Here is a 14,345-nt window from a genome sequence, read left to right as displayed (position 1 = left end):
ATTGTATGCATCTCACTCTTGCTCAAATGGCCATCACGGCGCTGCTGATCGCGCTGCTGCCGGCCGCCATCGTCTGGACGTCGTCGGACGCCAATAAGTACCGCAAGCTGGTGTGGGTCAGCGTGTTTTTGACGTTTGACCTGATCGTGTTCGGCGCCTTTACGCGCCTGACCGATTCCGGCCTCGGTTGCCCGGACTGGCCGGGCTGCTATGGCGCCGCCAATCCCTTCCTGGCGCATGAGCAGATCGTGGCGGCCGAAGCGCTGATGCCAACCGGCCCGGTGACCGTGGTCAAGGCCTGGATTGAGATGATCCACCGTTACCTGGCTATGTGCATCGGCGTGCTGATCGTGGCGATGATGGCGCAGTCCTGGTATCAATGGAGCAAGACCAAGCGTGTCGAATATGCGCCGTGGCTGCCGACCGCCTTGTTCTTCTTCGTTTGCCTGCAAGGCGCGTTTGGCGCCTGGACCGTGACCCTGAAGCTGCAGCCGGTGATCGTCACCATCCACTTGCTGCTGGGCATGGGCTTGCTGTCGATGCTGGTGTGGTACGGCGGCCGCCAGAACCACCTGCATGCGCCGCGCGAGCTGGTCAGCGCATCGCCGCCGGCCATGCGCAACATCCGCATCCTGGCCGGCGTGGCGGCGGCCTTGCTCTTGGTGCAACTGGCCTTGGGCGGCTGGACCAGTACCAATTACGCGACGCTGGCCTGTACCGATTTCCCGCTGTGCGGCGGCAAGGCCATCCCGGAGATGGACTTCGAGCATGGCTTTACCCTGTGGCGCGAGCTCGGCAAGACGGCGGCCGGGCATTACCTGCCGTTTTCGGCATTGACCGCGATCCACTGGGTACACCGCAATTTTGGCTTCATCGTTGCCGTAGTGGCGGGGTATGCGGCGTGGCGCGCGTGGGGCCACGACGCCCTGCACAAAACCGCCCGCAACATCGCCCTGACGCTGGGCGCGCAGATCCTGACTGGGGTGGCCACCATCTACCTGAGCTTCCCGCTGACCATCGCGGTGCTGCACAACGCCGGGGCGGCGATGCTGGTACTTTTGCTGACCATGTTAAACTACAAGGCTAAGTACCAGTACGACATTGCAAAAAAGGCAGCCTCGAGCGCCTCGCATCCTCCGGCGTCGACGGTACGGCATTGATTAAGTACCTCACATGACCACGCAAACCATCAGCAGCAAATCACAGAGCCGCGCCTCGCAATTCTGGGCGCTTACCAAGCCACGCGTCACCATGATGGCCGTGTTTTGTGCCGTCATCGGCATGTTCCTCGGTACTGCGGACGGCTTGCCGTCGCTGTCGCTGGTGCTGTACGCGACGGTGGGCATCTGGCTGCTGACCGGGGCGGCGTTTGCTGTCAACTGCCTGGCCGAGCGCGAGATCGACGCCCGCATGGCGCGTACCGCGCGCCGTCCGATGGCGCTGGGGAATATCTCGGTATCGCAGACGGTGGTGTTTGCGCTGGTGATCGGCGGGGCAGGGATGTGGGTGCTGTACACGCTGGTCAATCCGCTGACCATGTGGCTGACCTTTGTCACCTTCCTCGGCTATGCGATTATTTACACCATGATCCTGAAGCCTTCGACGCCGCAGAACATCGTCATCGGCGGCCTGTCGGGCGCGATGCCGCCGGCTTTGGGCTGGGCGGCGGTGGCCAATGACGTGCCGATGCAGGCATGGCTGCTAGTGCTGATCATCTTCGTCTGGACCCCGCCGCACTTCTGGGCCTTGGCGCTGTACCGTCGTGACGACTACGCCAAATCCGGCCTGCCGATGCTGCCGGTCACGCATGGCATGAAATTCACCCAGTTCCACGTCTGGCTGTACTCGATCGCGCTGGCGGCGACCACGCTGCTGCCGTATGCGGTACAGATGAGTGGCCTGATCTACCTGGTCAGCGCCATCATTCTGAACGCCGTGTTCCTGCGCCACGCGTGGAAAGTCTACCGCCACTACACCGACCAGATCGCCCGCAAAGCCTTCGCCTGGTCCATCATCTACCTCGGCCTGCTGTTCCTGGCCCTGCTGGTCGACCACTACCTGAAATTCTGACGCGGGAGGCGGTGTGCCGGCTAACCACGCTATCGATACCGCCGCCCCGGTCTACGTCCCTAAAGCATTCCCGGCGGCGCTATCCTCGCGCGCGGCCGACATAGCGCGCCTGATCCCGGATCATCCCTATCGCTTGTGGGGATATGATGTGCTGTTGAACGGCGAGCAGCTGGAGATTCCAGTACGTCTCTACTTTCCTTCTGCTCTCATGGCTGGGCCGGAAGACGACTCCTTGCTGCTCTGCCTCGGCACCCGTCACCATGACGGCTATCTCCGTCAGAAGTGCGTGACGCAATTGTTGGAACGCGGCGACGAGTTCGCGGTGCCCTATATCGTGCAATTACTGGGCGAATACGTGGTCGAAATCGCTCACGTCATCTACGACGCGCTCCCCAGCATCAGCATCGAGCCATACCGGCGCTTCTTGACCGACAACCCACTCTACCTCGCTACCGCGCGGCGCCGAGTCATCAGCTACTGGTCCTGCTACTACCGAGCAACCTATCCCGACCTCAAGTCCTATCCACCTTACATGGCGTTGTTACATCTCAGCGCACAAATTTGATCGGTTTTATCTGAGCTCCTTGAGCAGACGCCGGCCTCCTCTAGCGGTATCATGCTGCTTAGACCCAGTTCAAGCTCAACCAGTTCAACCGAAAGACCAACGCTGATGAAAAAAGTTCTCGCCCTTGCTTTGATTGCTGTTTCCTTGCTGGCCGCTTGCGGCGAGAAGCAGGGGGCCGCGCCCAAGCTGGAGTTCCAGAGCACGGACTTGACTGGCGCTTCGTTCGCCAAGGACTTCGCGCTCACCGACCACACCGGCAAGCCGCGCACAATGGCGGACTTCAAGGGCAAGGTGGTGGTGATGTTCTTCGGCTATACCCAGTGCCCCGACGTCTGCCCGACCACGATGGCGGAAATGACCGAGGTGCTCAAGCAGCTCGGCCCGCAAGCGGATCAGGTGCAGGTGTTGTTTGTCACCGTCGATCCCGAGCGCGATACGCAGGAACTGCTGGCCCAGTATGTGCCGGCCTTCGACAAGCGCTTCATCGGCCTGTATGGCACGCCGGAACAGACCGCCGCCGTCGGCCAGGAGTTCAAGGTGATTTACACCAAGGTGCCGGGCAGTACCAAGGGTAGCTATTCGATGGACCACAGCGCCGCCAGCTATGTGTTCGACAAGGAAGGCAAGCTGCGTCTGCTGTTGCGCTCCGGCCAGGGCGTCGCCCCAGCCGTGCATGACATCAAACTGTTATTGGGCTGATCGGCCATGCAGCAGCGCTTCCAACCCTACACCCGCCTCGCGGCCATCGTACTGCTGGTGATTGGCTGCCTGACCGTGCTGCGTCCGTTCCTGGCTGCCATCCTGTTCGCCGCCGCCATCACCATTTCCAGTTGGCCGCTGTACCAGCGCCTGCTGGTCCGCCTCAAGCAGCGCCGCACCATCGCCGCGCTGGTGATGAGTGTGGGACTGACCCTGCTGATCATCGTGCCGCTGACGCTGGTCACCTGGAATATCGCCGACAACGCCTCCGATGTGTTCGATCAGGTCAAGGCCGGCCTCGGCAGCGGCACGCTGGATCCGCCGGTCTGGCTGAAGGACGTGCCGCTGGTCGGCGAGGCCGCGTACAACTATCTCGGCAAGCTGCTGCACAGCCGCGAGGAATTGCTGAACGCCGCCAAGAACCTGCTGGAACCGGGCCGCCGCATGCTGCTCGGCGGCGGCATGGTGCTGGGCAGCGGCGTGGCGCAGGTCAGCCTGGCGGTGTTCGTCAGCTTCTTCCTGTACCGCGACGGCCAGGCCATCCTGCAGGCGCTGGCTACCGGCATGGATAAGCTGATCGGCAAACCAAGCGTGACCGTGGCCGATACCGTCAGCCGCACCGTGCGTGGCGTGATGTATGGCCTGCTGGGCACCGCGCTGGCACAAGCGGCGGTGGCGGCGGTCGGCTTCCTGATTGCCGGCGTGCCGGCGGTGGCGCTGCTGTCGGTGGCCACCTTTCTGTTCTCGCTGATCCCGGTCGGCCCGCCGCTGATCTGGGGCGGCGCCACCATCTGGCTGTTCAATCAGGGCAGCACCGGCTGGGCCATCTTCATGCTGGTGTGGGGCATGTTCGTGATCAGCGGCGTCGACAACGTGGTCAAGCCGATGCTGATCTCGCGCGGCAGCAGCTTGCCGTTCATCCTGGTGCTGCTGGGCGTGATGGGCGGCGTGCTGGCGTTCGGCTTTGTCGGCCTGTTCATCGGCCCGACCCTGCTGGCGGTGGGCCTGGGCCTGCTGCGCAACTGGACCGGCAGCGCCGCCTAGAAGTTCAGCAGTTTCGCCGCCAGCTCGGCATCGAGGTGGCGCTCAAAGATGCGCTTCAGCGTGCCGTCCTCGCGCATGGCGCGGATGGTCTGGCTGATGCGCGTGGCCAGCGCTTCGTCGACGTGCTGGCGCGACAGGATCAGGCCGCCGATCAGCAAGTCCTTGGGCGGCGCCCAGTCCATGATGCGGTAGCTGCCCGCCATGTGCTGCTGCTTGAGCAGCGGATACCAGCCGCTGATATTGGCCATGATGGCGTGCACCCGGCCGACCTTGAGCAGGCGCAGCATGGCTTCATAGTCGGGCGCCTCATACACCCGTCCCTTGGCGCGCAGGCGTTCCAGCCAGGCGTCGTAGGCTTTGCCGTGGCGGAAGGACTTGATCACGCCGATGCGGATGCCGGGATCGGCGATGAAGTCTTCCATGCTGTGGACATTGGAGCTGACCTCTTTGCTCAGCAACACGTAGTTGCGTTCGGACAGATAGGGCACCAGGCGGCCGACCTTCTCGCGCTCCGGCGTCGACAAGGCCGAGACCGACAGATCGATGGTGCCGCCGTTCAGGCCGGCCCAGATGCGCACGCGCGAATCGGTGCTGGGGTCGATGATGCAGCCGAGCCGGCGCGCCACTTCGTCGACCACATCCTTGTCGATGCCGGTCCAGTGGCCGTCGGCGGTTTTGTAGTAGAGCGCGCCATACTCGTAGAAGGCGCTGCGCAGGTGGCCGCAGGGGGCTTCGGTCTCGGCGCCGGCCGTGCCGCTCAGGCCGAGCAGGGCGCTACACAGGATCAGGCGGGCAAACATATCTCCTCCGTGGCGCGCTGGGGGCGCCGTCAGTCCTGGTCGGCGTTGTCCTCGGTATCGTCTTTCGGGATGACCTTGACCAGCAGGATGCGCGGACCGTTCATTTTCTTGGCGACGATGTCGAAACTGCGGAAGCTGATGCGCTGGCCCTGTTTCGGGATATCGCCCAGCTTCAGCATAATCAGGCCGCCTACCGATTCTACCTCTTCCAGGCCCAGCTCTTCATTTTCAATATCGATGCCGAGGGTGCGCTCAAGCGAGAAGATCGGCAGGCTGGCCTTGCCGATCAGGGTGCCGTCCGGCTGCTTGAGCCAGTCGTTTTCGTTGAGGCGGAATTCGTCGTGGATCTCGCCCACCATCGCGCCGAGCAGGTTGTCCAGGGTGACGAAGCCCAGCGGGCGCTTGCCCTTTTCGCCAATCAGCGCGAAGTGCGGCGCGCCGTCGCGGAAGCGGCGGAACTGTTCCAGCGCCGGGGTGCGGGCCGAAATCGTTTCCACCGGGCGCAGGAAGGGCACCAGGTCGGTGATGGGTTTGCCGGACTGCATGGCGAAGAACAAATCCTTCAAGTGCACCACGCCCAGCACGGTCTCGCCATCCTTGTCGTAGTAAGGGTAGCGGCTGAAGCGATTGCGCAGCATGGTGTCCAGATTGTCGGCCAGCGGACGGGCCGCGTGCAGGCTGATCACCTCGTTAATCGGGCGCATCAGGTCGGACACCGACAGGTCGCTGAAATCGAGCGAGTGGGCCAGGATGTTACGTTCGTCCTGGTTGAATTTTTCGCCCGGCTGGCTGGTGCGCAGGATCAGTTTGAGCTCATCGACCGAGTAGTGGCTGTCGTGGCCGCCTTTGCCCGACAGGCCGGCCAGGCCCAGCACCATGTTGGCGCTGGCGTTGAGCAGGTAGATGAACGGGAACATGGCCCAGTAAAAGCCATACAGCGGCAGCGCGCTCCACAGGCCGACCACTTCCGGCATGCGGATCGCCAGCGACTTGGGTGCCAGCTCGCCGACCACGATGTGCAGGAACGAGATCACGCCAAAGGCAAACACGAAGGCGATGCCGTGCACCAGTTCCGGCGAGGTGATGCCGACGAAGGTCAGCAGCGGCTCCAGCAGGCCGGCGAAGGCCGGCTCGCCGACCCAGCCCAGGCCGAGCGAGGCCAGCGTGATGCCGAGTTGGCAGGCGGAGAGATAAGCATCCAGTTCGCCGTGCACCTTGCCGAGGATGCGCCCCTTGATTCCCTGAGTCTTGGCGATGGCGCGAACGCGCGTTTTTCGCAGAGTGACGATGCCGAATTCGGCAGCGACAAAGAAACCGTTCAACGCAACCAGGAAGATGGCGAGAACGACAAGCAGGAAGTTTTGCATAGGGGCCGAGCGGCGGTCTACGTGGTCGAAACCGCCATCTTAAACGAAATCCGGTGGGGCCGGATTTTCACCGGACCGGGTTCAGCAGGGCCGGTTGGCCGAATTCCATCAGTCTGGCGTTGGACTTGTTGAAGTATTCGCTCCAGAACGCCTGCAGCGCCTGCATGGTCTTGGGGTCGCGATAGCTCTTGTTATGGGCCGCGTCGTCCGCCAGCAGGCCGGCGCCGATGACGTAGACGCGGGCGCCGCCAAAGTCAGCCAGCAGGCGGTTGTCCTCCACCGCGCGCAGTTCCTTGGCCGCCACCACGTTGCGCACGGAGTGGCCCTGGTCAGCGTAGAAGTTGGCAACCGAGGAATTCTCCAGCATGTCCGAGACGATCAGGACCACCTTGTCGGCCGCCGTCGATTGCTTAATGACAGTCGACACCGATTTCAGGCTGGCGAAGATATCGGACTTGGCGATATTGCTGCTGGCGCCCTGGAAGGCGGTGCGCAGTGCCTGGCCGACCGCTTGCGCCGCCTGCTGCGGCTGGCGTTGCTGGCACAGGTCCAGCTTGGCGAGCAAAGGCTTGGCAACTTCATTGCGGACTTCGGCTGGCAGCGCGGCGTCCAGCTTGCCGGAGGTAAGCATGTCGGTGTAGTGGCCCTGGGTGTAGGCCGAGAACACCACCACGCTGAAGTTATTGCCGGCCGCCAGGAAGGGCTTCAGGTTGTTGGCCACCGATTGCTGCAACGCCGGGCTGAGTGGCGTGGTCTGGTCGATCACCACCATCAGCTCGCGCGCGGACGGTGGGAACGGCGGCAGCATCTTGTCCTGGCAGCTACGGACGGCGTCAAGATTGCCGGCGCAGGCGGCGCCGGCCAGGCAGAATTGCAGCAGCGTCAGGCTCCACTTCACAGCAAGTCCTCCAGTTCGGCATTGCGGGCGCGGCGGGCTTTCTCTTCCTTCTGCTGCTTGAGGGCGGCCACCACCTGAGCATTCAGGTCGGCGGACAGGGTGTCGAGCAGGGCCAGCTTGGCGGGCTTGTCGTCGCCCAGTGCATCGAGTTGCGCCATGATGCTGTCGACGGTCGGCTCGGCCGCAGCTGTTGCCGTCGCCTCAGCCGGTGCAGGTACTGGTGCTGCCGGCGTCACCGGCGCGGCGGTGGCCGCAGCCGCAGCTTGCTGGCGGACTACCGCCGCGTGCTGGCGTTCGTTCTGGCGTTCGGCCTGTTCGGCAATGCGGGTTTCCTGGATGTAGTCACGGAAGGTTTTGCTCAGGTGCTGGCCCGAGGTGCCGACATCGCTGTTCTTGGCCATGATTTTTTGCTGCAGCACCGCCAGCCGCGCTTGTGCGGTGTCGGCGATGCGGCGGTAGCCTTCGCGCACGGCGGTATAGCTGGAATAGCGGCCGCCGCCGATATCGCGGTAGGCTTCGGCGCTGTTCTCGCCGGCAAAGCCCCAGCGGTAGCCGAAGATCACGCCCAGCAGTTGCAGGAACACGAACACGAAGGCCAGTACGATGAAGGTGGCCCAGCCGCCGTGACGGTCGATGTCGGCCTCGTCGGCGGCGACCTTCTTGTCGGCGTCATGGTCGGCAGCGGCGTCGGCTGCAGGCAGGCGCACGCTGGTGTTGCTCATGTCGAGGCTGTCGGCGGCGGCCTGGTTGCCGCTGTCGATCTGCTTGTTGACCTGGGTGACGCGCGCCACCAGTTCTTTTTCCAGCACCTGGCTGCGCACATAGGTCGCCGCGCCGGCAATCAGCAGTACGATGATCAGGGTGGCGATCGAGACCAGATAGGTCGGGTGGGCGCCGACACGGTTGCACAGCTGGGTGTAGGCCGGCATGTCGTCATCGCTGTTCTGCGGGCGCGCCAGCGGAATGGTCCCGGTGGACAGCTTGAAGCGGCGCTTGTCTTCCACCCATTCGCGGCGCGCGTTCTTGATGCGGCCCGATTTGTACAGCTCGTGGCCGGCAAAGTGGGTGAAGGCCACCAGGATCACCGAAATCAGGAAGGCGATGCCGTAGGCGCCGGTTTGCTGCAGATTCTCGCTGGCGCCGGGAATGGTGTAGCCGGCCAGCACGTAGGAGAAACCCAGCGCTTCGACAAACACCATCGATACCGTCAGCAGCCAGATCCAGCCCGGCGTGTTGCGGCGGCCGTTGTCGCCGGCCTTGGTCAGGTAGGTGACCTTTTCGTTGAAGTCATGCTCGTCCTGCACGTGCACGAAATTCTTGTACTCCTGGCACAGCGTGCGCTCGCCGGAGAACCAGCCCGGATACGACACGTCTTCATTGGCGTCGCGCGACAGCGCGGCAATGCGGCCGATCAGCGGGAAATTGACCCAGGTGTTAAACCACCACCATTTCAGCTGCTGCCACAGCGTGGCCACCACCACCAGTGCCAGCATCACGCTGACGATACTCCAGGCCAGCGCCGGATAAGTTGAAATAAATTCCTTCATGAGAGCATCCCTTTGTTTTGTTTGTTATTTATTGATTGCAGGTTTGAAGTCCGCCGACATCAGGCGCGCGGAGCGCGAGTAGAGCAGGCGCCCGCTCTTGGCCTGGGCGGCGCCATCGTTGGCGAACACCACGTCGACACAGTTCAAGCCGCCTTTGCCGTTCAAGAACATGCGATACAGCACGCCCTTGTTGCCGAGGTAGGTATTGACCGCCGGCGTGGCGGTCAGCGTGGGAACTGCGCTGGCGCTGTTGGATGGGTTGTAGCCGGAGTAGACCTTGAATTCCGGCAGGTTGGCGGCGGCGCCATCGCCGGCCAGCACGGCTACCTTGTTTAACACGATCAGGTGGCCGTTGACGATGTCGGCCCAAGTCTTGCCATACAGGCCGGGCAGGTGTTCGCTGGTCTTGTAGACTTTGCCGTCCGTCAGCGTCTTGACGCTGTTGGCAATGCGCGGCCGGTCGCGCGAGCAGTCGGCAATGATGGCTGGCTCGTCGGCATACGCTGTGCTGATCAGCGAGAACGTGGCGCGCTTGGCACTGGCAAGCTGGCCGATATCGACGTTGCCACCGGCAGTGAATGGCGCACCGCCAAAATCGATGCCGTCGGCGGCTGCGGCTGGCGCTGCTGCCGCCGGCCTGGCTGCGGCAACGGCCGTGGTGGTTGTCGTGGGCGCGGTGGCCGGTGCAGTTGGCTTGCTGGCCGGCTTGTTGTTCGCCGGCTTGGCGGTGGTGGTTTTGGCCGGCGCGGCGGCGACCAGCGGTGCGGCGGCGGGCGTGGCCTGGGCAATGGCGGCAGGCGCGGCGGCCTCGCCGGTGCGATAGAACTCGTAGCGCGGTTTGCGGTCGGCCAGGTAGCGATTGAAACCTTCAGCATCGGCAACTTCGACAATTTCCACGCGGCGGTTTTGCGCGCGGCCATCTTCGCTGCTGTTGTCAGCGACTGGATAAGCTTCGCCCGCGCCCTGGAAGTACAGCGAGTCTTTGGCGATGCCGCGCTTTTCCATGTAGGCGGCGACGGTGCGTGCGCGGCGTTCGGATAAGTCGGCGTTCAGGCGTGAACTGCCGGTGTCGTCGGTATGGCCGATGAGCAGGATCTTGCGCTTGCTGATCTGCGCGATGTAGTCCGCCTTGGCCTTGGGATCCTGGATGTTGTTGGCGGCCAGCCGCTCGTTGTAGGAATCGGCTATCGCCGAGAAGTAGCGTTGGGCCTGTTCGGTCAGCTGGTCGGAATTGGTTTCGAAATGGCCGCCGCTGCCGGCTTGTTCGTGTACTTCCACCACCATGCCGACCGAGCTTTTCTTGATGGCCTCGGCATTCTTGTTTTTATCGAGGCTGGCGTCATCGACCACGGCGCCGTTGGCCAGCACGGTGGAGGTCTTTAGCTTCAGGTCGTATTGCCTGGCGATCTTGGACAGGGCGCAGCGGCGGTCGTCCATATCCTTGCCGATCAAGCCGCCGACGGTGGCGCCGGCCAGTGCGCCGACGATCCGCGCGCTATCGGAATGCTTGACCTGGTTGGCGAGGATGGCGCCGAACACCGCGCCGGCGGCAATGCCGATGTTGCGGGCATTGTTGGAGCAAGGATCTTTGCTGGCAAAGGTTTCCTGGAACGATGGCTGGCCGGTCCGTGGATCAGTGGCGCAAGCGCTGACCAGGGTGGTACACACGGCTACCGTGAGGAACTTGACGGAGGTTTTCAAGAGAATCTCGCTGGAGGATATGGAAGGGTGTGTTGAGCGAAAGTTAAAATTGTTTCTTATTGTAAATATTTTCGCATACTTTCCAGTCGTTAATTCTCACCAAAAGTCACAATGCCTCAGCCCGCTGCACGATGTGCAGCGAGGGACGGCATTTATTCTAGGCGGGGTATTTCGCGCGGGTTTGCGCTAGATCAGAGTAGCGTCAGGAAAACAGACCGGCGTGGACGGCGTTCATGATGGCCTCGATGGCCGGGTGGGTGATTTTGCGGGCGTTGGAGATGGCGTAGAAGTGCTCGCGCAGCTCGGGGGCGTCGCCGATCAGCACGGCGCCGAACTGGTCTTCGATGTCCTGCGCCAGCGCCGACGGCGCGAAGAACATGCCCAGCCCGTTGCGGCCGAAGGTGTTCAGCATGGCGTTGTCCTCGAACTCGCCGACGATTTCCGGCCGCACGCCGTGCTGCACCAGCCAGGCGTCGATGCGGCCGCGCAGGGCGTTGTTGCGGGTCGGTAGCAGCAGCGGCGCGCCGTCCAGGCTGGCCGGGAAGTTGCGCCGGTACCTGCGCGCCAGCTTGTGGGTGCCGAACAGTTTCATGTCGCTTTCACCCAGCAGGTGGCTGAATACTTTCAGGCTGCCGCCGGCGCGCACGGTGCGGTCGGTCAGCACCACGTCCAGCTTGCCCAGCGCCAGGTCGGCCAGCAGGTTTTCGAATTCATCCTCCATGCACACCAGCCGCACTTGCGTGCCCATGTTTTGTGTCGCCTGCAGCAGGCGGAAGGCGATCAGCTTGGGCAACGAGTCGGAGATGCCGACGGTGAGGCGCATCTTGCCGGTGTCGGCTTCTTCCAGCGCGTCCTGCAACTGGTCGCCGAGCGCGAAGATCTGGTCGCAATAGCTGAGCGCCATCCGGCCCGCTTCGGTCGGCACCAGCCGCCGTCCCTGCGGTTCAAGCAACTGCTTGCCGATCGCTTGCTCCAGCGAGGCCAGTTGCATGCTGATGGTCTGTACGGCCAGCCCGAGCTTCTCTGCAGCACGCGTGACGCCGCCTTCCTTGGCCACGGTCCAGAAGAAATACAAGTGTCTGAAATTCAATCCGCTGTTTTTCATAGTTCGATTTTTACGAAGTAATACTTCAATTATCTTCTATTTTTCAAAGTGTCGGTTTTCTTTACACTGCGTGCATCGATTAATAACTACGAGAGAAAACGATGAAGCACTTCAGAATTTCTTTCCTCGTCAGCTTTATCTGTCTTGGTTTGGCAGGCTGGTGGGGCTATGAGCTTGCAGGGTGGGGCGGCGCTTTGTCCGCCTTTGGTATCGCGCTGATTCTGGCGGCGATGGAAGTTTCGCTGTCGTTCGACAACGCGGTGGTGAACGCCTCGGTGTTGAAGACCTGGGATGAGTACTGGCAGAAGCTGTTCCTCGGCATCGGCATCATCATCGCGGTGTTTGGTATGCGACTGGTGTTCCCGCTGGTGATTGTGGCGGTGGCTGCGGACATGAATGTGGTCGACGTCTGGACGCTGGCGCTGAATGATCCGAAGACCTATTCGACGCACCTGACCAATCACCACGCTGAGGTGGCGGCATTCGGCGGCATGTTCCTGCTGCTGGTGTTCCTGAACTTCCTGCTGGATTCGGAGAAGGAAACGCACTGGCTCGGTAACTTCGAGAAGAAGCTCGGTTCGCTGGGGCGCATCTCCTCGGTTTCGGTGATGATCGCGATCGGCGTGCTGCTCGGCTGTATGGCGCTGGTGGAAGAAGGCCAGAAGCTGGTGGTGCTGATTAGCGGCCTGTGGGGCATCCTGATCTACGTCGGTGTCGATGGCATCAGCAGCCTGCTGGAGAAGGAAGAAGAGGGCGGCGGCAACGTCGGCGATATGGTGAAGCGCGGCGGTATCGGCGGCTTCCTGTACCTCGAGGTGCTCGATGCTTCGTTCAGCTTCGACGGCGTGATCGGCGCGTTTGCGATTACCACCGACGTCGTGATCATCATGCTGGGCCTGGCGATTGGCGCGATGTTTGTCCGCTCGATGACGATTTACCTGGTGAAGAAGGGCACGCTGGACAAGTTCCTGTACCTCGAACACGGCGCCCACTACGCGATCGGTATCCTGGCCGCGATTATGTTGGCAAGCATGAAGTTCCATGTGCCTGAGATCTTCACCGGCCTGATTGGCGTGGCGTTTATCGCAGCTTCGGTGTGGTCCTCTGTACGCCACCGCCGCCAGCAAGAAACTCTCGCCGTCACGGCGTAAAGAATACGGCGGGCCGTTCATTACGGACAACGGCTCGCCGCCTCGTAGTACCTAGTACCTAGTCCGGTTTTCATTTTTAGGAGTATCACAAATGGCAATCAGTCTGCAAAAAGGCGGCAACGTCAACCTGAGCAAGGAAGCTCCCGGCCTCACCAAGATCGTGGTCGGTCTCGGTTGGGATGTACGCACCACCGACGGCAATGCTTTCGACCTGGATGGCTCGGCCTTCCTGTTGAAAGTCGACGGCAAAGTGCGCAACGACAGCGACTTCATTTTCTACAACAACCTGAAATCGCCTGACCAGTCGGTGGCCCACTCGGGCGACAACCGCACCGGCGCCGGCGATGGCGACGACGAAACCGTCACCATCGACCTGACCAAGGTGCCGGCCGACGTGGAGCGCATCGCGATCTGCGCCACCATCCACGAAGGCGATGCCCGCCGCCAGAACTTCGGCATGGTGCAAAAGGCGTTCATCCGCACGGTCAATGCCGGCAGCAACGCCGAGATCGCCCGCTACGACCTGTCGGAAGACGGTTCGACCGAGTCGGCCATGATCTTCGGCGAGGTGTATCGCAACGGCGGCGACTGGAAGTTCAAGGCCGTCGGCCAGGGCTTCAAGGGTGGCCTCGGTCCGCTGGCCGGCTCGTTCGGCGTCGGCGTTTAATTCACACGGAAAGGACTCTTGATCATGCCTGTATTTTCGATCACTGGTGACGTCGATCCCTTCCTGCATGTCTCGATGCGGCAGGGTGAAAAAATCTACTGCGAATCGGACGCGATGGTGATGATGGAAGCCGCGCTCGATTTGAAGGGCAAGATCACCGGCGGCATCGGCGCTGCAATCATGCGCCGCTTTGCCAACGGCGAGTCCTTCTTCCAGCAGCACATCGAGGCGGTGCGCGGCGACGGCGATTGCTTGCTGGCGCCAACCCTGCCCGGTGCGATGCAGATCCTCGACGTCGGCAACCAGCAGTACATGCTGAGCGACGGCGCGTTTGTCGCCGCCACCTCCGGCGTCGAGCTGAAGGTGCGCACGCAGAGCGTCGGCAATGCGCTGTTTGCGCAAAGCGGCGGCTTCTTCATCACCGAGACCAGTGGTGTGGGCCAGGTGGCGGTGTCCGGCTTCGGCGGGATCTCGCAGCTGGAAGTGGAGCCGGGCCGCGACATCATTATCGATAACTCGCACGTGGTGGCATGGGATAGCGCGCTGCGCTACGAAATCTCGGTCACCACGGGCGGCAACAGCGGATTCCTCAGCAACCTGGTGAACAGCCAGACCAGCGGCGAGGGCATGGTGCTGCGTTTCTCGGGCAAGGGCAAAGTCCTGATCTGCTCGCGTAACAGTACTTCGTTCCAGGCCTGGTTGCTGCGCCAGTCCGCGCAATAAGGAGTTTT

Annotated in this window: 14 protein-coding genes; 8 read left to right on the top strand and 6 right to left on the bottom strand. The window is 62.4% G+C overall.

Annotated features, from left to right (window positions below; genetic code table 11):
- Positions 1–5: 5 nt before the first annotated feature.
- The 5 genes from BMZ70_RS21085 (at position 6) to BMZ70_RS21065 (ending at position 4,378) form a co-directional block, all read left to right on the top strand.
- Positions 6–1,160: a COX15/CtaA family protein gene (locus BMZ70_RS21085; RefSeq protein WP_229205523.1), complete on the top strand. Its 1,155-nt coding sequence runs from the start codon at positions 6–8 to the stop codon at positions 1,158–1,160.
- A 13-nt stretch (positions 1,161–1,173) separates the two neighbouring features.
- The gene (cyoE, locus tag BMZ70_RS21080) at positions 1,174–2,070 is read left to right on the top strand and encodes a heme o synthase (RefSeq protein WP_092279101.1); all 897 of its coding nucleotides are present in this window, start codon (positions 1,174–1,176) and stop codon (positions 2,068–2,070) included.
- A gap of 13 nt (positions 2,071–2,083) precedes the next feature.
- Entirely contained in the window at positions 2,084–2,635 is a 552-nt protein-coding gene (locus BMZ70_RS21075; protein ID WP_092279099.1) for a hypothetical protein, read from the top strand.
- Between the two features lie 105 nt (positions 2,636–2,740).
- On the top strand, positions 2,741–3,334 hold the full coding sequence (locus BMZ70_RS21070; protein ID WP_092279097.1) for an SCO family protein: 594 nt from the start codon (positions 2,741–2,743) through the stop codon (positions 3,332–3,334).
- Between the two features lie 6 nt (positions 3,335–3,340).
- Positions 3,341–4,378 carry an AI-2E family transporter gene (locus tag BMZ70_RS21065; RefSeq protein WP_092279095.1) on the top strand — a complete coding sequence of 346 codons (1,038 nt, stop codon included), beginning with the start codon at positions 3,341–3,343 and terminating at the stop codon, positions 4,376–4,378.
- Here the strand turns inward: BMZ70_RS21065 and BMZ70_RS21060 are convergent.
- The 6 genes from BMZ70_RS21060 to nhaR form a co-directional block, all read right to left on the bottom strand.
- Complete coding sequence (locus BMZ70_RS21060) at positions 4,375–5,178, bottom strand: substrate-binding periplasmic protein (protein ID WP_092279093.1); 804 nt, start codon at positions 5,176–5,178, stop codon at positions 4,375–4,377. The two genes, BMZ70_RS21065 and BMZ70_RS21060, sit on opposite strands and share 4 nt — an antisense overlap.
- Before the next feature lie 29 nt (positions 5,179–5,207).
- Positions 5,208–6,545 (bottom strand): hemolysin family protein, encoded by a 1,338-nt coding sequence (locus BMZ70_RS21055; RefSeq protein WP_092279091.1) that lies wholly within the window; start codon positions 6,543–6,545, stop codon positions 5,208–5,210.
- Positions 6,546–6,612: 67 nt separating this feature from the next.
- The gene (locus BMZ70_RS21050) at positions 6,613–7,443 is read right to left on the bottom strand and encodes a hypothetical protein (RefSeq protein ID WP_092279089.1); all 831 of its coding nucleotides are present in this window, start codon (positions 7,441–7,443) and stop codon (positions 6,613–6,615) included.
- Positions 7,440–8,990, bottom strand: a complete 1,551-nt coding sequence (locus BMZ70_RS21045; RefSeq protein ID WP_092279087.1) for a hypothetical protein — start codon at positions 8,988–8,990, stop codon at positions 7,440–7,442. Before BMZ70_RS21045 ends, BMZ70_RS21050 begins: the two co-directional genes overlap by 4 nt.
- Before the next feature lie 24 nt (positions 8,991–9,014).
- Positions 9,015–10,691: an OmpA family protein gene (locus BMZ70_RS21040; RefSeq protein ID WP_092279085.1), complete on the bottom strand. Its 1,677-nt coding sequence runs from the start codon at positions 10,689–10,691 to the stop codon at positions 9,015–9,017.
- Between the two features lie 202 nt (positions 10,692–10,893).
- On the bottom strand, positions 10,894–11,796 hold the full coding sequence (nhaR, locus tag BMZ70_RS21035) for a transcriptional activator NhaR (protein ID WP_092279083.1): 903 nt from the start codon (positions 11,794–11,796) through the stop codon (positions 10,894–10,896).
- Between the two features lie 101 nt (positions 11,797–11,897).
- On the opposite strand from nhaR, the gene BMZ70_RS21030 reads away from it, so the two are divergent.
- The 3 genes from BMZ70_RS21030 to BMZ70_RS21020 all read left to right on the top strand — a co-directional run bounded on the left by BMZ70_RS21030 (position 11,898) and on the right by BMZ70_RS21020 (position 14,337).
- Entirely contained in the window at positions 11,898–12,947 is a 1,050-nt protein-coding gene (locus BMZ70_RS21030) for a DUF475 domain-containing protein (RefSeq protein WP_092279081.1), read from the top strand.
- Positions 12,948–13,038: 91 nt separating this feature from the next.
- Entirely contained in the window at positions 13,039–13,614 is a 576-nt protein-coding gene (locus tag BMZ70_RS21025) for a TerD family protein (RefSeq protein WP_092279079.1), read from the top strand.
- Between the two features lie 24 nt (positions 13,615–13,638).
- Positions 13,639–14,337 carry a TIGR00266 family protein gene (locus BMZ70_RS21020; RefSeq protein ID WP_092279555.1) on the top strand — a complete coding sequence of 233 codons (699 nt, stop codon included), beginning with the start codon at positions 13,639–13,641 and terminating at the stop codon, positions 14,335–14,337.
- The last annotated feature ends 8 nt before the right edge of the window (positions 14,338–14,345 follow it).

The organism is Duganella sp. CF402 (assembly GCF_900109645.1).
Taxonomy (GTDB): Bacteria; Pseudomonadota; Gammaproteobacteria; order Burkholderiales; family Burkholderiaceae_D; genus Rugamonas.
The sequence above is the reverse complement of the archived record's forward strand: the minus strand, read 5'-3'. Positions and strand labels throughout refer to the sequence as shown.